At 28.3% G+C, this 21,761-nt stretch carries 22 protein-coding genes and 2 rRNA genes; 16 read left to right on the top strand and 8 right to left on the bottom strand.

Going from position 1 to position 21,761, the window contains the following annotated elements:
* Positions 1-63: 63 nt before the first annotated feature.
* Together ALEK_RS13235 and rrf are read left to right on the top strand one after the other, a co-directional pair.
* Positions 64-2,977 (top strand): 23S ribosomal RNA (locus ALEK_RS13235).
* Positions 2,978-3,130: 153 nt separating this feature from the next.
* Positions 3,131-3,246: ribosomal RNA gene (rrf, locus tag ALEK_RS13230) — 5S ribosomal RNA — on the top strand.
* Between the two features lie 300 nt (positions 3,247-3,546).
* On the opposite strand, the gene ALEK_RS13225 is transcribed toward rrf, so the two are convergent.
* Genes ALEK_RS13225 through tlyA form a run of 8 tightly spaced genes read right to left on the bottom strand, consistent with a single transcriptional unit; the run spans position 3,547 to position 10,572 of the window.
* A complete protein-coding gene (locus tag ALEK_RS13225; protein ID WP_071628277.1) occupies positions 3,547-4,494 on the bottom strand; it encodes a hypothetical protein in 948 nt (315 codons plus the stop codon).
* Between the two features lie 23 nt (positions 4,495-4,517).
* A complete protein-coding gene (locus tag ALEK_RS13220) occupies positions 4,518-5,315 on the bottom strand; it encodes a YihY/virulence factor BrkB family protein (RefSeq protein WP_071628278.1) in 798 nt (265 codons plus the stop codon).
* A gap of 7 nt (positions 5,316-5,322) precedes the next feature.
* The gene (locus tag ALEK_RS13215; RefSeq protein WP_071628279.1) at positions 5,323-6,711 is read right to left on the bottom strand and encodes an FAD-binding oxidoreductase; all 1,389 of its coding nucleotides are present in this window, start codon (positions 6,709-6,711) and stop codon (positions 5,323-5,325) included.
* Positions 6,712-6,714: 3 nt separating this feature from the next.
* On the bottom strand, positions 6,715-7,755 hold the full coding sequence (locus tag ALEK_RS13210; RefSeq protein WP_071628280.1) for a plasminogen-binding N-terminal domain-containing protein: 1,041 nt from the start codon (positions 7,753-7,755) through the stop codon (positions 6,715-6,717).
* Positions 7,756-7,763: 8 nt separating this feature from the next.
* Positions 7,764-8,273 (bottom strand): thioredoxin-dependent thiol peroxidase, encoded by a 510-nt coding sequence (gene bcp / locus ALEK_RS13205; RefSeq protein ID WP_071628281.1) that lies wholly within the window; start codon positions 8,271-8,273, stop codon positions 7,764-7,766.
* 25 nt (positions 8,274-8,298) lie between these two features.
* Positions 8,299-9,006: a carboxy-S-adenosyl-L-methionine synthase CmoA gene (gene cmoA, locus ALEK_RS13200; protein ID WP_071628282.1), complete on the bottom strand. Its 708-nt coding sequence runs from the start codon at positions 9,004-9,006 to the stop codon at positions 8,299-8,301.
* A gap of 50 nt (positions 9,007-9,056) precedes the next feature.
* Entirely contained in the window at positions 9,057-9,893 is an 837-nt protein-coding gene (locus tag ALEK_RS13195) for a bifunctional riboflavin kinase/FAD synthetase (protein ID WP_071628308.1), read from the bottom strand.
* Positions 9,862-10,572 (bottom strand): 23S rRNA (cytidine-2'-O)-methyltransferase TlyA, encoded by a 711-nt coding sequence (gene tlyA, locus ALEK_RS13190; protein WP_071628283.1) that lies wholly within the window; start codon positions 10,570-10,572, stop codon positions 9,862-9,864. The genes ALEK_RS13195 and tlyA overlap by 32 nt, the downstream gene beginning before the upstream one ends.
* 77 nt (positions 10,573-10,649) lie before the next feature.
* Between tlyA and ALEK_RS13185 the strand changes: the two genes are divergently transcribed.
* From ALEK_RS13185 to ALEK_RS13120, 14 genes are all read left to right on the top strand, one after another.
* Positions 10,650-11,225, top strand: coding sequence for a YigZ family protein (locus ALEK_RS13185; protein WP_071628284.1), 576 nt, complete (start codon positions 10,650-10,652; stop codon positions 11,223-11,225).
* Between the two features lie 129 nt (positions 11,226-11,354).
* A complete protein-coding gene (gene gspG / locus ALEK_RS13180; RefSeq protein ID WP_071628285.1) occupies positions 11,355-11,732 on the top strand; it encodes a type II secretion system major pseudopilin GspG in 378 nt (125 codons plus the stop codon).
* A complete protein-coding gene (locus tag ALEK_RS13175; RefSeq protein WP_071628286.1) occupies positions 11,733-12,275 on the top strand; it encodes a hypothetical protein in 543 nt (180 codons plus the stop codon).
* Complete coding sequence (locus ALEK_RS13170; protein ID WP_071628287.1) at positions 12,265-13,479, top strand: type II secretion system F family protein; 1,215 nt, start codon at positions 12,265-12,267, stop codon at positions 13,477-13,479. Before ALEK_RS13175 ends, ALEK_RS13170 begins: the two co-directional genes overlap by 11 nt.
* 5 nt (positions 13,480-13,484) lie before the next feature.
* The gene (locus tag ALEK_RS13165) at positions 13,485-14,108 is read left to right on the top strand and encodes a hypothetical protein (protein ID WP_071628288.1); all 624 of its coding nucleotides are present in this window, start codon (positions 13,485-13,487) and stop codon (positions 14,106-14,108) included.
* Entirely contained in the window at positions 14,089-15,003 is a 915-nt protein-coding gene (locus ALEK_RS13160; protein ID WP_071628289.1) for a hypothetical protein, read from the top strand. Before ALEK_RS13165 ends, ALEK_RS13160 begins: the two co-directional genes overlap by 20 nt.
* Positions 15,000-15,395 (top strand): hypothetical protein, encoded by a 396-nt coding sequence (locus ALEK_RS13155; protein ID WP_071628290.1) that lies wholly within the window; start codon positions 15,000-15,002, stop codon positions 15,393-15,395. The genes ALEK_RS13160 and ALEK_RS13155 overlap by 4 nt, the downstream gene beginning before the upstream one ends.
* On the top strand, positions 15,395-15,922 hold the full coding sequence (locus ALEK_RS13150; protein WP_071628291.1) for a hypothetical protein: 528 nt from the start codon (positions 15,395-15,397) through the stop codon (positions 15,920-15,922). The genes ALEK_RS13155 and ALEK_RS13150 overlap by 1 nt, the downstream gene beginning before the upstream one ends.
* Entirely contained in the window at positions 15,906-16,730 is an 825-nt protein-coding gene (locus tag ALEK_RS13145; protein ID WP_071628292.1) for a site-2 protease family protein, read from the top strand. Before ALEK_RS13150 ends, ALEK_RS13145 begins: the two co-directional genes overlap by 17 nt.
* Positions 16,717-18,681 carry a secretin N-terminal domain-containing protein gene (locus ALEK_RS13140; RefSeq protein ID WP_071628293.1) on the top strand — a complete coding sequence of 655 codons (1,965 nt, stop codon included), beginning with the start codon at positions 16,717-16,719 and terminating at the stop codon, positions 18,679-18,681. Before ALEK_RS13145 ends, ALEK_RS13140 begins: the two co-directional genes overlap by 14 nt.
* A gap of 2 nt (positions 18,682-18,683) precedes the next feature.
* Entirely contained in the window at positions 18,684-20,186 is a 1,503-nt protein-coding gene (locus ALEK_RS13135; RefSeq protein ID WP_071628294.1) for a GspE/PulE family protein, read from the top strand.
* Between the two features lies 1 nt (position 20,187).
* Positions 20,188-20,583 (top strand): PulJ/GspJ family protein, encoded by a 396-nt coding sequence (locus ALEK_RS13130; protein WP_071628295.1) that lies wholly within the window; start codon positions 20,188-20,190, stop codon positions 20,581-20,583.
* Positions 20,580-21,107 carry a PulJ/GspJ family protein gene (locus ALEK_RS13125; protein ID WP_071628296.1) on the top strand — a complete coding sequence of 176 codons (528 nt, stop codon included), beginning with the start codon at positions 20,580-20,582 and terminating at the stop codon, positions 21,105-21,107. The genes ALEK_RS13130 and ALEK_RS13125 overlap by 4 nt, the downstream gene beginning before the upstream one ends.
* A gap of 18 nt (positions 21,108-21,125) precedes the next feature.
* Entirely contained in the window at positions 21,126-21,755 is a 630-nt protein-coding gene (locus tag ALEK_RS13120; protein WP_071628297.1) for an SH3 domain-containing protein, read from the top strand.
* Positions 21,756-21,761: the final 6 nt, after the last annotated feature.

The following is a 21,761-nucleotide window of genomic DNA, read 5'->3' as shown; positions in this document are numbered from 1 at the left end:
ATAAGATAGTAGCCAAGGAATAATTATTCAAAAAAGCGGTTGATACTTGTATCAACTAAATTATAATAAGCTATTAAGGGCTAATGGTGGATGCCTAGACTGTAAGAGGCGATGAAGGACGTACTAGACTGCGATAAGTCTTGGGGAGCTGTCAAGAAGCTTTGATCCAGGAATTTCCGAATGGGACAACCCAGCATATGGAGACATATGTTACTCGAAAGAGAGCTAACCCGGTGAAGTGAAACATCTCAGTAACCGGAGGAAGAGAAATCAAATGAGATTCCCATAGTAGCGGCGAGCGAACTGGGATTAGGACAAACCCTATGCTTGCATAGGGGGTTGTAGGACCAAGATGTGAGATCAAAGAAGATAGATGAAATAGTTGGAAAGCTATAGTATAAAGGGTGATACTCCCGTAATCGAAATCTTCAATGACTCTATTGGTATCCTGAGTAGGACGGAACACGTGATATTTTGTCTGAATCTGGGGGGACCACCCTCCAATCCTAAATACTACTTACAGATCGATAGTGAACAAGTACCGTGAGGGAAAGGTGAAAAGTACTCCAGCGAGGAGAGTGAAATAGAACCTGAAACCATTAGCTTACAATCATTCGGAGCCCTATGTTTTTAACAGGGTGACGGACTGCCTTTTGCATAATGAGCCTGCGAGTTGTGGTGTCTGGCAAGGTTAAGCCAAGTGCGAAGCCGTAGCGAAAGCGAGTCTTAATAGGGCGACTTAGTCAGATGCTGCAGACCCGAAACGAAGTGATCTATCCATGAGCAGGTTGAAGCTGGTGTAAGAGCCAGTGGAGGACCGAACCGGTGTGCGTTGAAAAGTGCTCGGATGACTTGTGGATAGGGGTGAAAGGCCAATCAAACTTCGTGATAGCTGGTTCTCTCCGAAATATATTTAGGTATAGCCTTGCGTAGTAGCATATAGGGGTAGAGCACTGAATGGGCTAGGGCTGCTTACCGCGGTACCAAACCCTATCAAACTATGAATACTATATGTGTAATCGCAGGAGTCAGGCGTAGGGTGATAAAATCCTATGTCGAGAGGGGAACAACCCAGACTAACAGCTAAGGTCCCTAAGTCACATCTAAGTGGAAAACGATGTGGAGTTACTGTGACAACCAGGAGGTTGGCTTAGAAGCAGCCATCCTTTAAAGAAAGCGTAACAGCTCACTGGTCTAGTGATTCTGCGCGGAAAATATAACGGGGCTAAGATGTGCACCGAAGCTTTAGACTTGGATTTATCCAAGTGGTAGGAGAGCGTTCTATTCAGCGTTGAAGATGTACCGGTAAGGAGCGTTGGAGCGGATAGAAGTGAGCATGCAGGCATGAGTAGCGATAATTGAGGTGAGAATCCTCAACGCCGAAAACCCAAGGTTTCCTACGCGATGCTCGTCATCGTAGGGTTAGTCGGGACCTAAGTCGAGTCCGAAAGGGGTAGACGATGGCAAATTGATTAATATTTCAATACCAACAAATAAGCGCGATGTGGGGACGCATAGAGTTAATCGAGCTCACTGATGGAATAGTGGGTCGAAGGACGTAGGTCGTATCTTAGGCAAATCCGGGATACACGAGACCGAGATCTTACAGGCTCTTGACACTCTTCGGAGAAGATAGAGAATCGATGATACTGTCGTGCCAAGAAAAGCCACTAAGTATATTATTTGTTGCCCGTACCGTAAACCGACACAGGTGGGTGGGATGAGTATTCTAAGGCGCGTGGAAGAACCCTGGTTAAGGAACTCTGCAAACTAGCACCGTATCTTCGGTATAAGGTGTGCCTACTTTGGTATAGAGATTTACTCTCAAAAGCTAAAGAGGTTGCAACAAAGAGTCCCTCCCGACTGTTTACCAAAAACACAGCACTTTGCTAACACGTAAGTGGATGTATAAGGTGTGACGCCTGCCCGGTGCTCGAAGGTTAATTGATGATGTCAGCGTAAGCGAAGCATTTGATCGAAGCCCGAGTAAACGGCGGCCGTAACTATAACGGTCCTAAGGTAGCGAAATTCCTTGTCGGTTAAATACCGACCTGCATGAATGGCGTAACGAGATGGGAGCTGTCTCAACCAGGGATCCAGTGAAATTGTAGTGGAGGTGAAAATTCCTCCTACCCGCGGAAAGACGGAAAGACCCCGTGCACCTTTACTACAGCTTGACACTGTAGCTTGGATATTCTTGTGCAGGATAGGTGGGAGGCTTTGATTCATAGACGCCAGTTTATGATGAGCCATCCTTGAGATACCACCCTTGAATATTTGAGTTACTAACTTGGTACGGTTATCCCGTATGAGGACAATGTCTGGTGGGTAGTTTGACTGGGGCGGTCGCCTCCTAAAAAGTAACGGAGGCTTACAAAGGTTAGTTCATGGCGGATGGAAATCGCCAGTTGAGTATAATGGCATAAACTAGCTTGACTGTGAGACATACAAGTCGAACAGAGACGAAAGTCGGTCATAGTGATCCGGTGGTTCTGTGTGGAAGGGCCATCGCTCAAAGGATAAAAGGTACGCCGGGGATAACAGGCTGATCTCCCCCAAGAGCTCACATCGACGGGGAGGTTTGGCACCTCGATGTCGGCTCATCGCATCCTGGGGCTGGAGCAGGTCCCAAGGGTATGGCTGTTCGCCATTTAAAGCGGTACGCGAGCTGGGTTCAGAACGTCGTGAGACAGTTCGGTCCCTATCTTCCGTGGGCGTAGGAAAGTTGAAGAGATTTGTCCCTAGTACGAGAGGACCGGGATGAACGTACCACTAGTGTACCAATTGTTCTGCCAAGAGCATCGTTGGGTAGCTACGTACGGATGAGATAAGCGCTGAAAGCATCTAAGCACGAAGCCAACTCTAAGATGAACTTTCCCTGAAGATCCCAGCAAGACTAGCTGGTTGATAGGCTAGATGTGTAAGCGTTGTAAGACGTTTAGCTGACTAGTACTAATAGATCGTTTGGCTTATTTTTATAACTTGGTTTACTATCTTATTAAGTGTATACTTAATAATTAAGTGTCAACAAAGACGTTAGAAATAACGCAAAGACTTTAACATTACTTTTTATAACTCACTTAATGTGAGTAATGAATATATTTTTTATAATATGTTGATTACTCATATTGCTGGTGGTAATAGAGAAGTGGCAATACCCAGTCCCATTCCGAACCTGGAAGTCAAGCACTTCATCGCTGATAATACTGCAGGGTCCCCTTGTGGAAACGTAGGCCGCTGCCAGCTCTTGAGTTTTTCAAAGCTTAGTTCAAAACATTTAGGTGTTTTTAACTAAGCTTTTTTTTTAGCCCTTTTTTTATGATTTAATCATGTTTTTTTACTTATTAATAGAAAATCCTAATTTAGTTAATACTTCTTCTTTATATATATTCTTTTTATTTAATATTACTATAGATCTGCTACAAGCACTTTTTTACTTTATATGAGTATTTATATTGAATGGTTTGTTTTATTTGTTATATTACAGGTATGGAGTTTTAAATGCGGTTCTTTTATATTTAAAGCCAAGGTTCTTTTCTTGACTTATTAATATGAATCTTTATTAAAGTATATTCCAAAATTAAATCGTAAAGCTACTTTTGATTTAAAATTATCATCTTCAGGATAGTAATTTTCAGGTATTATGTCGAAATACATCCATTTTTTTAAGTATTGTTTGTAAGTTATTCTTGCTGCATATCTTTTGACTTTCATTTCAGTATCAATATTATTAATATTAGAATCTAATGTATATGTTAAGTTTCTTTTATCTGATAGTTTTTGATTTAAATAAATTGAAGTGTAGTACTGATTATCTTTTTCATTTATAGATTCCCAATAATGTTGATAGTAATTATGTATTGAGAATGGTTCATTAAGTTTTTTGTCTACTCTAAAGAATGTAGTTGATTCTGTATGTTTAACAACTGATTGCCTAAACTTTTGTGAGAATGTATATTCTAATGTATTATTATGAATCCATGTTTTTTTTGCTTCAACTTTAATAAATGGATCAAATTTACTTCTTACTTTGAGTCCAGCTTTAGCTTTAAGATTAATATGATTTTTTAGCTGTTTATAATATCCAATTCCCACATTTAAATTATCATTATTACTTTTATTATGAGTTTCTACATTATCAACACTTTCTCTTTCTTCGGTTGTTTCTATTTCTAAACTAAATTTATCTTTTAACTTTGGTAGTTTTAGTTTAATTTTAAATTTTTGATCAAATACTATTTCATCACCTTCGTTTAAATATGATGATAGTTGTAAGTGTGCATATGTTGATGTATAATCTAAATTTTTAATCTCTTCAGTAATAAAATAACTATCTATATTTGAAGACAAGCTAATTAATGATTGATGTATACTTTTTCTATATTCACTGGTATCATTAATGATATTTTCAAAGTAACTAGTATTATTTTTATTTTCTTCTGCAAATAAAGTTGACATTGATAAAATGGTTAATGGTAATATTATATTTTTCATGATTTATTGTACATGAATATATATTAATCTACCTCTTTATTATTTAGTTGATATTTTAGATTTAATTTATGACACATTTTTATACCATATAGATAAATAACCCATGATATATATATCCAAAAGAATGTGAATAATAATGTTGCTAATGAGCCATATATAGTTGTATATGTTTTATTATAAACTACATAGTATACAAAAAGATTTTTAGTAATTGAAAGTATAATAAGTGTGATTAGAGATGATATTAAAGCTGCTTTATTATTGATCTTTCTATTTACACTTACTTTAAATAATGAATAGAATACAAACCATGCAAATAAGTATGAAAAAATTTCATTTAGTATATTACTTTGATAAAAACTCATTGCAATATTTATAATTGCAAATATTATTGGTAAAACTACTAAATAAATTGAATAAACAATAAATGAATAATGAATTGCTTTTCTTTTAGTTTTATGTATTTTATTTACAATATATTCATAATCTTTAAAAAACATAATAAATACAAATAACATATAAAATATACCTAGATATCCTAATTTACTTGAATTTGATATATAGTTTTTTAGTGCTAAAACAATATCATCGGAATGGGTTGGATTTAGTATATTTAATATATAGTTTGTGAAGATATCAATATAACTTTGAAATTCATCAAAGCTCGATATTATGGCTATAAGTAGTGCTATTATAGGAAGGATTGAAAAAATAGTAAAAAAGCTTAATGATGCAGCATAATATGTTGTATCATCGTTAAAAAAAGAATCTATACTATTTAAGAATCTTTTATATATACTTTTTTCTATTTTTTCATTCATGATGTCATTATAATCCCATTTTGTGTGGATTTAAGATATTATTTGGATCAAATGCTTTTTTAATATTTTTGAATAGTTCAATTTCTGCATCATTAAATGCGATATTCATAAATGGTGCTTTTGACAATCCAATACCATGTTCACCGGATAAAGTTCCACCCATATCACATACCATTTGGAAAATGTCTTTAATTGCTTCATGTCCATCATGCATTTCTTTTTCGTTTGTTTTATCTTTAACCATAACATTTACGTGAATATTTCCATCACCTGCATGACCAAAACAAGGAACATTAAATCCATATTTTTCACCAATTGCATAAATTGCATCTAATGCTTCTGGAAGTTTAGATCTAGGAACTGAAATATCTTCATTTAATTTTTTTGTTCCATAAATCATTGTTGCAGGACTTGCATTTCTTCTTGCAAACCATAAAGAATTTCCATGAGCTTCATCTTTTGCTTCAATAAAATCTACTGAACCATATTGTGCAAATGCTTCTTTTAAAGTTTTTAATTGAGATTCTATTTCAGCTGGTGAACTTCCATCTACATCTCCCACTAGAATACCACCTGCATTATCTGGTAATTCAACTTGAGGGAATTTTTGTTTTAATGCTTTAATTACCAATGCATCTAAGAATTCCATTGCAACTGGATTTGCACCTGATGCCAGTGATTTAAATACTGCATTCATTGCTTTATTTACATCTGGGAAAACACCCATATATGTTTGTTTAAATTTTGGTTTTGGGATTAATTTTAATGTTATTTCAGTAATAATTGCTAATGTACCTTCGCTAGCAATTAAAATACCAGCAGTGTTATATCCTGCAACATCTTTAATTGTTTTTTTCCCAGCAGTAATAATTTCACCATTAGGTAAAACTGCTCTTAGTGCAACTACATAATCTTTTGTAATACCATATTTAGCAGCTCTCATTCCACCTGCATTCTCACTTACATTTCCACCTAATGTAGAGTATTGTTCACTTGCTGGATCTGGCGGATAAAATAAACCTACTTCTTCTGCTGCTTTTTGAAAATCCATATTAATAAGACCTGGTTGAACAACTCCAACCATATTTTCCATATCAATTTCAATTAGTTTATTCATATATCGCTCTAATGATAAAGTAATTCCACCTTCACTTGGTAATGCTCCACCTGTAAAACCTGAACCTGCACCTCTTGGTACAATTACAATTTTATGTTCATTACAATATTTTAATATTTTTGATATGTCTTGTTCATCTCTTGGAAATACAACAGCATCAGGTTCAAACCTTTCTCTTGTTGCATCATAACAATAAGCAATTAAGTGTGCTTTATCACTTTTTATATTTTCTTCGCCTACGATTGAAGAAATATAATCTAAATGTTTTTGATCAATCATCTCTTATAATCCTAAAAGTTTTTTATAATAGTTTTCATAGTTTAATTCATTATTAGAACTCTTGTCATTTCCTAATAAAGACTCTATAGAAAAGTCTGATACTGAAATATTTGATAGTGAGTTAAATACACTTTCTTCAATTTTTTCAATTCTTGTATAAAATGGTAATTTACTATCTTCATCATTATAGTTTATTTTATAACTAGTTAATATTGTGAATGTTTTTGTATCTATAACATTTACTTTATCATCTACAATTATAAAAATTGTTCCTAAATTTTGTTTAATTGCAAAATCTTGAATAGTCTTTTTACTTGGAAGTGGTTCTTCTTCATTTTTTAAACTAGATGCAAAAATATCTGAATGTAAAAAGTTGTTAAACTTGAAGTTTTTTCTAACTGCTTGAAAAGTTTCTTGTGTTGGAGCAATTAGTAGTGAAGATGTATATAAATAATTTAATGCCAAAATATCCCCAACTGCAACTTTTCTTTTAGATTGAGGTAATGCATCTTGTTTTAAATCATCAAATTCACTAAATTCTACTATTGAATTATTTTCATTAGAACTAATTACTTTAGCATTAGCAACAATTAATTTTTTTTCTTTATCATGTAAATGAATTGCAATACCACTTTGACCAATAATTAAATTTCCAATATCTATTGTTGTTTTATTATCTTTTAAATTATCAATTTTTAAACCAAATGCTTTAAACGATAATTTTTTTGTTTCTTCTTTTGTAGTTGATACAGTATTTTCTGATGATGTAGATACATTGATCTCTTCATTTGTTAATAAATATTTATAATTTAATTTATTTTGTGAAGAATCAACTTTAATATCAAGAATTCTCCAACCTTTTGTTTTCATTTGTTTAATTGAATACTGACCTTGACACTCTCCACCACTCATAGGTGTTGACTCAATTGTAGATGGTGAAGTCCAGTCATTTTTATAACAAACTGTATTTTCTGCATATGTAGTTGTTGATGCAGCTAAAGTAACACTTGATAATAATAAAAATTTATTTAAAAGTTTTTTCATGATTTTTCCTAGTAATTTGCTTGTAATTCTTCGATTTTCTCTTTAACTTCATTAACATGTAAAATTTCTATTTTTTCGCCTTTTACAGTTTTTTTCTTTCTTACATTTACTTTTTCCCAAATTGCAGCTATTTCACCTTTTGGATTAATAATAAATGTACTTCTAACAACTCCCATATATTCTTTACCCATGAATTTTTTAAGTTGCCAAACACCATATGCTTCACACATTTTTTTCTCTACATCTGAAAGTAAAGTAATTTGTAAATCTTTTTTATCAATGAACTTTCTATGTTTTTCAGTATCATCAGGACTAACTCCTAATATAACTGCATCTAAATCATCAAATTGAGGAAGTGCATCTGTAAAGTCACAAGCTTGAGTAGTACAACCTGGAGTTAAATCTTTTGGATAAAAATATAAAACAATCCATTTTCCTAAAATATCTCTAGAACAAATTTCTACATCATCTTGATTTACTGCACAAAAGTCTGGTGCTTTATTACCTATTTCTAACATATTTATGAGATCCTTATATACTATTCTATTTTATAGCAATAAATGTGGCAAAGTTTACCCATTTAAATATTGTCTCACAATGTGAGAATCCAGCGTCTAATATCATTTTCTTATTTTCTTCTTCAGTATATGGTATTAATACATTTTCTAATGCTTCTCTTTTTTGAGATATTTCAAATTCTGAGTAACCTTGAGTTTTTTTAAAGTTATAATATTCATCGATTGATTGTTTGTTTAATTTTGAGTTTGATGATATAACTTTTTCACTAAATATAAATATACCTTCATCTTTTAATGATTCTTGAATTTTTTTAACTAGTTTTTCTCTTTGTAAAGGTCTTATAAATTGTAATGTGTAATTTGATAATATTAATTTTGCATCATCATAAGATATATCATGCAAATCAGCATTTATAAAATCAATATTTACCCCAAAAGCTTTACATTTGTTTTTTGCTCTATTTAGCATAGCTTCTGAGTTATCAATACCTATTAAGTTTAAGTTATGATTACTATTTTTTGAAAGCTCGATTAATGTTGAACCTGTTGAGCAACCTAAGTCGTATACTATATCGTTCTCTTCTAGAAAATTACTTGCAAAATTAATTGATAATCTTTGCATTTCTTTATAAAAAGGAACAGACCTATTTAACATATCATCGAAAACCGATGCAACTTCTTCGTCGAATTCAAATTGTTTTGTTATTGATTTTTCAAATACTTTATCTACCATAGTAGATATTCTATCTAAAGAAGTATTGAGATTAAATAAAAAAGGGTATTTTATTTAAAATACTCTTTAGCCTCATCAATATCTCTAAATATTTGTTCTTTTAATTCTTCAAAAGAATCAAATTTTGCGTTATCTCTTAATTTATCAAAGAATTTAATTTGAATTGAATAGTCTTTATTCACTATATTTTTATCAAAAATATGTGTTTCAATTGCATAAGAGCCATCTGTTGTCACTCTATGACCTAAGAATGTTACTGAATCATATTCTGTATCATTCAATATAGTTTTAGTAACATAAACACCTTCATTTGGCAATAAAAACTCTTCAACATATAAATTAATCGTAGGAACAAAATTTGTACTTCCTAATCCTTGACCTTTTATCTGTTTTCCATAGATTTTATATTCTTTTGTTAATAAAATATTAGCTGTTTTAATATCTCCATCTTTAAGATAGTTTCTAATGATTCTTGAGTGAACAGCAATGTCATCTATTTTCACTTCATCTAAAACTACAACTTCTCCATGAAATAACTCTTTTAATTGTTTTACACAGTATTTTCTACCTTTTCCAAAACAAAAATCAAAACCAACTACTATTTTTTGAAGATTAGGATATTCTTCATTAAGTAGTTTTATAAAAGCATTACCTTCTAAGTGTTTAATATTATCAAGTACATAATAGTATATTGGGTATTTTGAATACTCTTGTCTATATCTTTTTGGTGTAAGGTTTGCGTATCCTGACTCAATTGATAAAATTGCACCATTCTCATCTAATTGTTCGAATAGTTTTTGATGTGCACCATGCATACCATCAAAACCACCAATTGCAATAGAAGTAATTGTATTTTTATTTACTAAAATAGAAGAGCTCTTCTTCATTTCCATCTTTCCCTTGTAGTTTACTCATTGATGAATATTGTAATTCCCAATTTAGTAATTTTGTATAGTCAAGAAATTTTTCTCTTGATTTAATTATTGCCTTTTTATCTTTTACAACACCTTTTTTATCTCTTTTGACATTTGTTCCAACCTCAAACTGGGGTTTAAAAAGTATTATAATTTTATCATTTGCAAGACGATTTATATCTTCAATAATATTTAATATCGAAATAAAAGAAACATCACATGTTACTATTTCAAACTCTTTGTCACTTTTGAAATCTCTAATATCAGTATTTTCGAAAAAAGAGATTCTATTATCTGCTTTTATTTTTTCATGTAATTGGTTTGATCCAACATCAACACATATAACTTCTTTTACATCATTATTTAGTAATATCTGCGTGAAGCCACCTGTACTACTACCTATATCTAATGATATTGTATTTTTTAAATTGATGTTTGGTAATTCTTCTAAGAAGTATTTTAATTTGTATGCTGCTCTACTTACAAAAAAATCATCTTCAAGTATTTCGATGTTTGAATTTTCATTTACATCAAGTGATGCTTTTGTAATGATTTTGCCATCTACTTTTATTTTCTTTGCTTTTATAAGCTCACTAGCTTTGTTTCTACTTTGAATATCAAAGTTTTCTTTTAGGTATTGATCTATCCTCATTTGGCAATTATAGTTAAATCTTTATCAAGAATACTTTATATATACTTATAAATACCACTTATATTATAGGAATTTTATTGAAGTTTATACAAGAAGAGTATGAAAACACTTATGAAGAGAAAAAATCAAAATTTATTGCTCATTTAATGCCTTATGAAAAATTTCATGAAGTTATGAATAAATTAAAAGAAAAACATCCAAAAGGTAGACATTTTGTTTATGCTTATCGATACCTAAATGAGTTTGATCAAGTAGTTGAAAACTCTAGTGATGATGGAGAACCAAAAGGTACTTCAGGAAAACCTTCTCTTGCTGTTTTAGCTGGAAGTGGAATGATAAATACAGGTGTTATAATTGTTCGGTACTTTGGTGGAATAAAACTAGGTACTGGTGGATTGGTAAGAGCTTATGGGGATAGTGTTAATGAAGTATTAACTAAAGCCACTTTTTTTGAGTACAAAAAGCTAATGACAAAAAAACTAAAATGTTCATATCCTGACTTATCAAAACTAGAATATCTATTGAAGCAAGAAGATATCAGTATAAAAGATAAAGAATTTTCAATTGATGTTATTTTAAATATTGAACTAACATCAAATGAATGGCAATTATTATTAGCAAAACTACCTATAAGTATCTCAGAAGAAAAGTAAATAATAATTTTTATTAATGATATTAATTATCAATTGCATAAAAATAAAATTTAGCAGTGCTTTTCCATAATAGTAGGTCTTACTTTAAGTTTTTTTAAATATAATAAATCAAAAAATTAAGGGCAAAATGTGAAAAAAGCATTCTCTTTAATGGAATTAATGGTTGTAATTATTATTTTAGGACTATTAGCTGCATTTGTATTACCAAACTTAACTGGTAAAAGTGACGAAGCAAAAGATAAAATTGTTTGTATCCAAATGAAAAGTGTTGCTCAAACTATCAAAATGTATAAACTTGACACTTCTTCATACCCTCAAACAGAAGAGGGTTTTAAGATCTTAGTTGAAAAGAAATATTTTGATGACAACAAACTTCCAAAAGATGCTTGGAGTAATGAGTTTGTATATATTTTAAATGATGATTCATTTGATTTAATTTCATTTGGCGGAGATAAAAAAGAGGGTACTTCTGACGACATCTATTTATCAAAGTGTAATAATAAATAAATGAATAAAACTAGGGTAAAAAACGCTTTTACTCTAGTTGAGTTAATCATTGTAGTATTGTTATTATTTACTACAATGTACTTTTTTGTATTCTCAGGTTCGAGTTTTGATGTTAAAAAAAGAAATAATATTTTTTCTTTAGATAATTTAAAAGAAAAATTAATAAATATTCCTTTTTCTAAAAATATCTCTTTTGTTTGTATTGAAGATAATTTTGATTGTTTTATAGAAATTGATAAAGAAATCAATAAAGATACAAAAATCAAAAATGTTTTTAATACAAAACCTGAAGTATATGAATTTAATACTAATCAAATACAAATAGATTTCGAACCTGTAAAAATAGATGATATAGATTACGATGTTGTATTTAGATATGAAATAAATAGTGATTATAAAGTGAAAGAATTAATACTAGATACCTTGGAAGATAAAATATACGTATATAATTCTATATATGAAAAAGCTAAAATATATGAATCTATAAGTGATGCTTTTGAAGTTTTTGAGAAAAATAAGTTAGAGGTAAGAGATGCTTTTTAAATATCAAGGTTTTGATTCAAATGGTCTAAAAGTAAAATCAAAACTAGAAGCTTCTACTTTAGAAGAAGCAAAATCAAAACTAAAAGCTAAAAGTATTTTATATACTACTCTTGAAGAAGAAAATTTTAATTTTTCTAAATTCTCTTTTAAAAGAAAAAAATCATTAAACCTTTCATCTTTATCGTACTTAAGTAGAGATTTAAGTATTTATCTTGATTCTGGAATCTCTCTTATCTCAGCTATAAATCTTTTAAAACAAAGATACAAAAATGATAAAACTTTAAGTTCATTTTTTGAATCTATTAGTACTTATCTTGACGAAGGTAAAACTTTTTATGTGGCACTTGATTCTCAAAATGTTCTTAATCTTCCTGAATTTTATAAACAATCTATTAAAATCAGTGAAAATGGTGGTTTATTAGAGTCTGTATTATTGGAACTTTCAACATTTTTAAAAGAACAAGACAGAATTAAAAAACAAGCAAGTTCAGCATTAGCATATCCATTATTTATACTTTTTATATCTATGTTTATGGTTGGGTTTATGTTAAGTTTTATTGTTCCTAAGATTACAGATATATTTACTCAAATAGATCAAGAACTTCCACAAAGTACTAAAATAGTTATTGCTTTAGGAGATTTCTTTTCCGCTAACTATATTTACATTATATTAGGAATTACAGCTTTTATTTTTTCTTTTATTTATTTGATGAAAAATTCTAAATCTTTTAAATATGGCTTTGATAAATTAGTTTTAAAAATACCATTTTTCTCTACTATGATTGAGCAAGCTGAACTATCTAGGTTCTCTTATATGAATTCTATTTTAATTAAATCTGGAATTCCTATTGTTCAATCAATTAACTTAAGTGCAAATATTCTAAAAAATTCAGTTATAAAAAGAGTTTTTGTAGAAGCTTCTCAAAGTGTAGTTGAGGGTAAAAAACTATCAGTTTTACTTAGTGTAAATAAAATCCATAAAATTGATGAATCTTTTATTCACTCTATTGCCATTGGTGAAGATACTAGTAAACTGTATGAAATACTAAGTAATCTAGCTGTTTTATATAGTGAAGCAAATAAGGATAAAACAGATATATTCTTATCTTTATTGGAACCAATATTTATGTTATTCGTTGGTGTTACTATTGGTTTTATTGTTATCTCTATGTTATTACCTATTTTTTCAATGAATTTAGGTTAGTTTTGATGAAAAAATCTATAGTTTTACTTGTTTCCTTATTATTTATTACTGCAATTTCTGCACTAATTTTTCAAAACCTAAATGATACTGAATCATATATAAGTGAGCAAAACTACAAAATAAATAAAATACAGTTACTTAGTATTAGTGAAAATATGCAAAGAGAAGCTAGCTCTGCCATAAAACAGTATGGAAATGATTTAAAAGATTTTGATGATACACCTTTGAATATTGAAGGAATTGATATCCTTTTTAAATTAAATAAATACGATAGAGTTAATGTAAATAATTTAGCTTTAAATAGTGAAAAATATAAAAAAGTTGAAAATGTATTCCTTGATAATAACATAGGAGATTTTGATACTTTTAGATATTACTTCAAAGATGCAAAAAATGAGCCTCAAGTAAAAAATAGCAAGCAATTAGATGCTATAATAAACAGATTTGTAAAAGATACATATAATAATAAAATATTAGATTTTCAGGATAAGTTAGGTTTCTATACAGATGCTGAAAAAACTCTATATGAATTAAAGTTAAAAATTAAAAATTTAAAAGATTTTGTAAGTGCATATTACATACTTGATGATAAAGGAGAGGTGAAATATTTTGAGCTTAGTTTCAAATAATAGTAATAAAATATTTTTATGTTCAAATACAAGAGTTGAGATAAAAGGCAAGGTAGATATTATTCTTTCTCCTGAATTTTACTGGGTTAGGATTTTTGATATTCCAGTAAAAAACATATCACAAGCAAAATATGTCTTACCTACTTTATTTGAAGATATATTAGAGAATATTAATGACCTTTCATATCAAGTTTTAAAACTAGAAGATGATAAGTATTTATGTTTTGCTTATGAAAATAAAAGAATTTTCGAAGAGATTAAAAAATCTGGAATTTCTTTATCTTCTGTGAACTCAATATACTTTGCACAAAATGAGTGTAAAGAATATCCCCAATTTATTGTGAATGATAAAAGCTTCTTATATACAGAAGATGGAATATTAGTGAAAGTTCCTAATACTCTTTTATCATCACCTATTAATTTAGATGAAAAATATGAAGAATTAAACTTATCATCAAATAAAGTAGATATTAAATTATATAACAATGTATTATCTTCAAAACAGATATATTCATTAGTAGCTGTGTTTATTATTTTAGCTTTTGTGAATTTTTATAAGATGTTTGATTATAAAAATGAAACTTTATTAATGGAAGAAAAAATTGAAAAACTAAGAGTAACAAGCAAGTTACCAAGTAGTATGATTCAAACAGATTCTATTATAAAAAAGTATAAAAAAATAGTTTCAAAAGAAAAAATAAAACGAGAAGCAATTGAATATATTTTGAGAAATAAAAGTTTTAAATTAAAAAGGTTTAGTTTAGAAAAAGATGTTTTAAATCTTAGTTTTATTAATACTGATAAAAGAAAAGCTGAAAAATTCATTTCTAAAAAATATAAAATATTGTCAAGTAAAGTATCATCACTAAATTTAAATATAAAGGTTAAACTATGAATAGATTAAATCCTTTATATGTTATTGCTTTGAGCTTTACTATTGTATTTGTATCTTTTTTCCTTTTAAATACTGAAAGTAAAAACTATGATTTAAAAACAAAAGAGTTTAATACAATTGCTGTTAAAGCAAAAGAGTATAAACAGTTTAAAGCCTCATGGAATAATAAATCTTTTGTAAATAAGACTTTAAATCAGATATTAAGATTAAGTACTTTTAAAAATCAAAAAGTTCTAAGAGTAAATGGAAAGAATAGTATAAAACTAAAAATGATTTCTTCAAATCAAAAAATATTAAATAGCTTTTTAAATAAGCTTTTGAATAAAAAACTAATAATTAAAAAACTTGAACTAAATAAAAGTTATATAGATTTAGAAATAGGACTTAAGTAATGAAAACTATTTTTAAACTAGTTATATATTTTATTGTATTTGTTTTATCTTTATTGATTTTATTACCAAAGCAGGGCGCTTATAATCTTTTGGAAAAAGAGTTAGCAAAAAAAGATATAGTAATTTCTGATGAAATTAGAGATGAAAAACTTTTTGCTCTAAATATAATAGATTCAAAACTTTATTATCAAGGAATAGAAGTAGCTAATACTTCAAATGTTTCTATTTCTTCTTTTTTACTTTTCTCTGAAATTAAAATAAAAGATGTAAAACTTCTTGATTCATTTAAAACAATGGCACCAAGTCCAATATCTAATCTAAGTATAAAACATTCAGTTTTAGAGTATGACAAAATAAATATCAAAGGTGATGGTTTATTTGGTGAATTACTTGGACATATAGACTTGATAAATAGAATTGTTTCTATAGAGTTGATACCTTCAAAAACTATGAAAAGCTCATATTCTAAATTACTTAGAAACTTTAGATTAAAAGATGGGAGATATATGTATGAATACAAATTCTAATAAATTAATTCGTATCTTTATGCCTTATGCTTTTATTGTTTTATTTGCGTATATTCTTTCTACTGTAGTATTTTCATATCTTCCAAAAAGTGGAGTAGACTATGTGGAAGAATCATCTAATACTTTAAAGTATAGAAAGTATGATGGTTTCTATTCTCAAGTATCAAGTATTAAAAAAACACAAGTAAAAAAAGTAGTTAAAAAACAAAAAGTTCAAACTCTTTCTTCTTATACTCTAAAAGGTATTTACTCAACAACATCAAATGGTGGTTGGATTATTATTGAGAATAAAAGAGATAAAAAATCTAGTTTTATTTCACAATACGAAGAACTAGATGGTTATATTCTTACAAAACTTTATAAGAAATATGTAATTTTTGAAAAGCAAGCAAAAGAGTATAAACTTGATATGCAGTCAAGAGATCAAAATCTTAAATATGAAGTATCAAGAACTGTAAATAATATAAATGAAAATATTGTTGTAGATAATGACAATGTTAAAGTTAAAAGAAACTATCTAAATTCATATATAAACAATATTGATAAAGTATGGAATAATATTGCAATAAATGAAGTTAAGAAAAATGGAAAAATAGATGGTTTTAAAGTAGGCAGAGTTAATGAAAATTCTGTATTTGGAAAACTTGGATTAAAAAAAGGTGATATTATCAAATCTATAAACAATAACATTTTAAGCTCTTATGCTGATGCGTTCAAAGTATATAACAATATAAATAGTACAAAATATTTAAATATAGAAATTTTAAGAAACAATGAGATTATGGAGTTAAATTATGAAATTGATTAGGGCAGCTTTTATTATATTTATTTTAAGTTTTTCGCTTAATGGGTCTGAGAAAATAAATATAAACTTTAAAGATTTAAAGATTATGGATTTAGTAAAAATTACTTCTAAAATAATTGATAAAAATATCTTAGTTACACAACAAATCAAAGGTAATGTTGATTTTATTTCAAACAAACCTTTAGAGAAAGATGAACTAGTAAAGATTCTTATTTATGTTCTTGAATCAAAAGGTTATACGCTTGTTCAAAGTAATGATATTTTAAGAATAGTAAAACTAAATGAGGGTGCAAAAAATAATGTACCCGTTGTTACAAGTACCAAAAAAGCTAATTATTATCAAATGGTTACAGAAGTTTTCCCTGTTCATAATGCAAATGTAGATTATGTCGCATCTAAAATAAGACATCTTATGTCTAAGACTGCAAAGATTGTAACAAACAAAGAATCAAACTCTTTAGTTCTAACTGATTTTAAAGATAATATTAAAACAATAAAAGAAGTAGTTTCAATTATGACTATTGGTGCAAAGAAAAGTACGGAGATTATTGAGCTTAAAAATATTAAAGCGGTTGAAGCAAAGAAGAGTTTAGATGCTATTTCTAAATCTAAATTTAATACTAAAATTGAAACTGAAAAAGTAGCAATTATTGCAAATAAAGATAATAACTCTTTAGTTTTAGTTGGCAAATCTCAAAATATTAAATATCTTAAAAAATATATCTCAAGTGTAGATAGTGCAGATTCTCTTGTAAAAAGAGTAGTTGAAGTAATACCTTTAAAAAATGTAGAATCAAAAAATGTAATCAAAATTATTGATGGAATTATTGGTAAGAAAAAATACATAGATCAAAATGACAAACCTTTATCTTCTGTAGATGAAGAATCAAATTCTATTGTATTAATGGGACCAGCTAATGAAATTGAATATATCAAAGTAATACTTGCTGAGTTAGATAAAGAAAAAGCACAAGTTTATGTGCAAGCTCGAATTATTGAGCTTAATGATGAGTTAGTTGATGAAATAGGTGTTAAGTATGGTATTTTTGGTGGAACTGCTGGAAGTAATGGACTAGCTACTTTTTCTTCAGGTTTAAATGGTGGAAGTCCTGTCTTAACAACGCCTGGATTAGATTTAAATATTCCAAATATTACTTCAGGATTAGCTTTAGGTGCTTCTATTTCTTTACTTGATGAAAATGGTGCAGCAGATATTGTTTCTGAACCATCTATATTGGCAATTAATAATAAAGAAAGTTCTATATATGTAGGTGAAACTATTTCAATACAAACTGGATCTTCAACTACTGATGGTGGTACGGTTAATAATTCATTTAAGAGAGAAGATGTAGGTTTGACTTTAAAAGTTAAGCCAAGAGTTTCTAATGATGATAAAGTTACTTTAGAAATTAATACAATATTAGAAGATGTAAAAACAACAAAAACAACAAGTGGTAATCCCGATACCACAAAAAAAGAAGTTAAAACAACTGCAATTGTTAATAATGGAGAATCAGTAATAATTGGTGGATTAATTGAAGATAAAGAGGAAATTACTGAAAGTGATGTTCCTGGGTTTTCAAAGTTACCTTTAATTGGTGGTTTATTTGAACATGATAGATCAAGTATAAGAAAAAGAAGTTTAGTTATTGTAGTTACTCCATATATAATTCCTAAATCAAAAGATTTGAGTTTTGTTAGAAATCAACTTGCTGAATTGAAAATCCTAGAGGATAAGTATTTACAAGATTCTAAAATAAGATTAAAAGAAAAACAAATAAAAAAATATGTTGAAGAGAAAGAATATAAAAAGAAATTAAAAGCCTTAGAAAATGAATATAATTCATTAAAAAACAATTCTTCTTCAAGTGAAAAAACAATAATTAATGAAGAAGCAGATACTAATACTAAATCTACTCATGATAAAAGAGTTGCAGAAATGTTAGGTTACTAAATATGAATATTAATGAGCTACATAATCAGAATTTAGTTCCTTATGAAATTGATTCATATACAACAGCTTTAAAAAACTATGTTTTATTCTCTAAACTTGATGATGAAATAATCATTGCTATTTCCAAAGAGTATATGAGTGTATCTTTGGATTATTTATCAAAATTAGATTATGAATATAAAACTATTTTCTTAGATGAAATATCTTTTGAAAAACTTTATAATAAGTTTTTAGAAATAAAAACAGATAAAGAAATGAGTGCAATTCAACAAGAACAAGAAGGTGCAACTTTAGAGGATGAAGACTTCTCTATGACTGAGTTCTTAAAAGTTGGAAGTGATATTCTAACTTCAGAAGAATCAGCTCCTATTATCAAGTTTGTAAACTCACTTTTTTATCAAGCAATAAAAAAGAAATCATCAGATATCCATATTGAAATGCACGAATTCAAAGCAGAAGTAAGATACAGAGTTGATGGAGTATTAACGAAACATATTGAGTTAGATAAAAATATTATGTCTTTAGTAATCTCAAGAATCAAAGTAATATCAAATCTAGATATTTCTGAAAAAAGAATACCTCAAGATGGTAGAACTCAGATCAAAATTGCTGGTAAGACTTTGGATATTAGGGTTTCAATTCTTCCTACTTTTTATGGTGAGAGAATTGTAATGAGAATCTTAATGCAAAGTGAAGATATCTTAAGCGTAAAAGAACTTGGTTTTCCTTCATATATTACACAAGAGTTAGAATCTGTATTACAAAACTCTTATGGAATGGTATTAGTAACAGGACCAACGGGAAGTGGTAAATCTACTACTTTACATTCGCTATTACATCAAGTAGTAAGTGAAGAGAAGAATATTATCACAGTTGAAGATCCAGTAGAGTATAAATCAAATGAGTTTTCACAAATACAAGTTAATACAAAAGTAGGGCTTACTTTTGCATCAGGGCTACGATCTATTTTAAGACAAGATCCAGATATTATTATGGTTGGCGAGATTAGAGATACTGAGACTGCTTCAATTGCCGTTCAGTCTGCTTTAACTGGACACTTGCTATTTTCTACATTACATACAAATAGAGCACCAGCAGCTATTACTAGGCTTATAGATATGGGAGTTGAGAAGTTCTTAATATCATCTGCTTTACTTGCAGTACTTGCTCAAAGGCTAGTAAGAAAACTATGTAATGAATGTAAGTGTGAAGATGAATCTGTAGCTTCTCATAAAATCTTTAATTTATCACCTAATACAAAAATATATAAATCAAATGGTTGTAAGTCTTGTAATTTTACTGGATACTCAGGAAGAATTGCAATTGGAGAACTATTTGTAATTTCTGATGAAATAAAAGAGTATTTAAAAACTGATGTTGATGACTCTACTTTAATGAAAAAAGCTATTAATAATGGAATGATTTCTTTAGACAAACAATTAAAACTAATGCTTGAAAATGGTGATACTTCTGTTGATGAAGCAGTTAGAATAGGTATTAAATAGTATGAAAAAAGCTTTTTCATTGATGGAAGTGCTTGTTGCTATTACAATGCTTAGTGTAGTGATGATATCACTACTGCAAGTAAAAAGTGACAATATCTTTTTAATACAAAAATCAGAAGAAAAAGCAGAACTTAATGATTATGTATCTTTAGTTATGAATTTAGAAGAAGCAAGTGATAGAAATGAAAATATCTTTTTAGATAGAGTTTATAGGTTTGATAACGATGAGTTAAGAAAAGAATTAAAACCTATAAAAGTTAAAATAAAAGATGATAAAGTTTCTTCTAAATTAATCAAAAATGATACTTATGATTTGAATATTACAACATATTCAACTACATATAATATTGATGATAAAATCAATAAAAATATATACACTTTTAAAATAGAATTATGAAAAAATCTTTTACACTTCTTGAGGTTCTTATCTCTATATCATTATTTATGATTATGATTATTTTTTTGTATAAAACACTAGATCAAACAAAACATTCAAATAAAATATTTGCAAATAAACAAGAAAGTATTAAATCTGATAATAGACTTTATAATATTTTTTTAGAAGATATTGCAGAAGCTACTTCTGAGATTAAAGTAACACAAGATAGAGACAAGAATAGTATTATTACTTTTAAATCAAATAATACTTATCATAATGCTTATCATCTAAATATTACATATTTAATCTCTTCAAATAATAAATTAGTTAGAATTGAGAGCAAAGATGAGTTTAAGTACTCTAGTACCTCTTATGAATTTTATGAAAATAATAAATCATACATTGATATATTATTAGATGATATTGAATACTTTGAAGTTTTAAATAGAAACAAAAAACAATATATTTTTGCAATAAAACAAAAAGATAAAAAAAGAGTAGTTTATAATACCTTTAGAATTGCTCCTATAGAAAAAAAATGATTGTAAAAGGAAATACTTTTGAAAAATATACTTATTAGTTTATTTTTACTTATAAATATTTATGCCCAAGATGAGGTGAAAAATGATGATAATATTGTAAAAACATCAGAATTAGAACTATTTTTATTTAAGATAGGATTTCAATCTTTATTAAATGATGTGGATATTACAAAAGATAAAGTATCTTTAAATGAAGATGAATTAAAAAAACTTAATTCAAAAGTAAAAATTATTATGGATGAAGTTTATAAAAATAAAAGAGTTTTAAAAACTGAATCAGCACCTATGGTAATAAGTAACAACAATAACAATGATATAGAGATTAAAAAACTAAAAGAAGAAATGCTTTTACTTAAAGATGAGATTGAAAAACTAAAATCAAAAAAAGAAGTAATTGTTCAAGTTGATGAAAAGCCTATTATTATCCCAAAAGAGATACTTGAAGAGGAAGAAGTAGAGTTAGATTATATTCCAGCTAGTGTTAGAGTAGAAGAGTTATATGTACGTTCAAGCGCATCTGCTAATGCTTCTATTTTAGAAATATTAAAACAAAATGATGAAGTACAAATTGAAAAGTGTTCAAAACATGGTTGGTGTAAGTTTAAAGGTGAAAAGAAATATGTAGCAAAGTTTTTGTTGAACTTTTAATCTTTA

Source organism: Poseidonibacter lekithochrous (assembly GCF_013283835.1).
GTDB classification, from domain to species: domain Bacteria; phylum Campylobacterota; class Campylobacteria; order Campylobacterales; family Arcobacteraceae; genus Poseidonibacter; species Poseidonibacter lekithochrous.
This window is presented reverse-complemented; position numbering and strand designations above follow the sequence as displayed.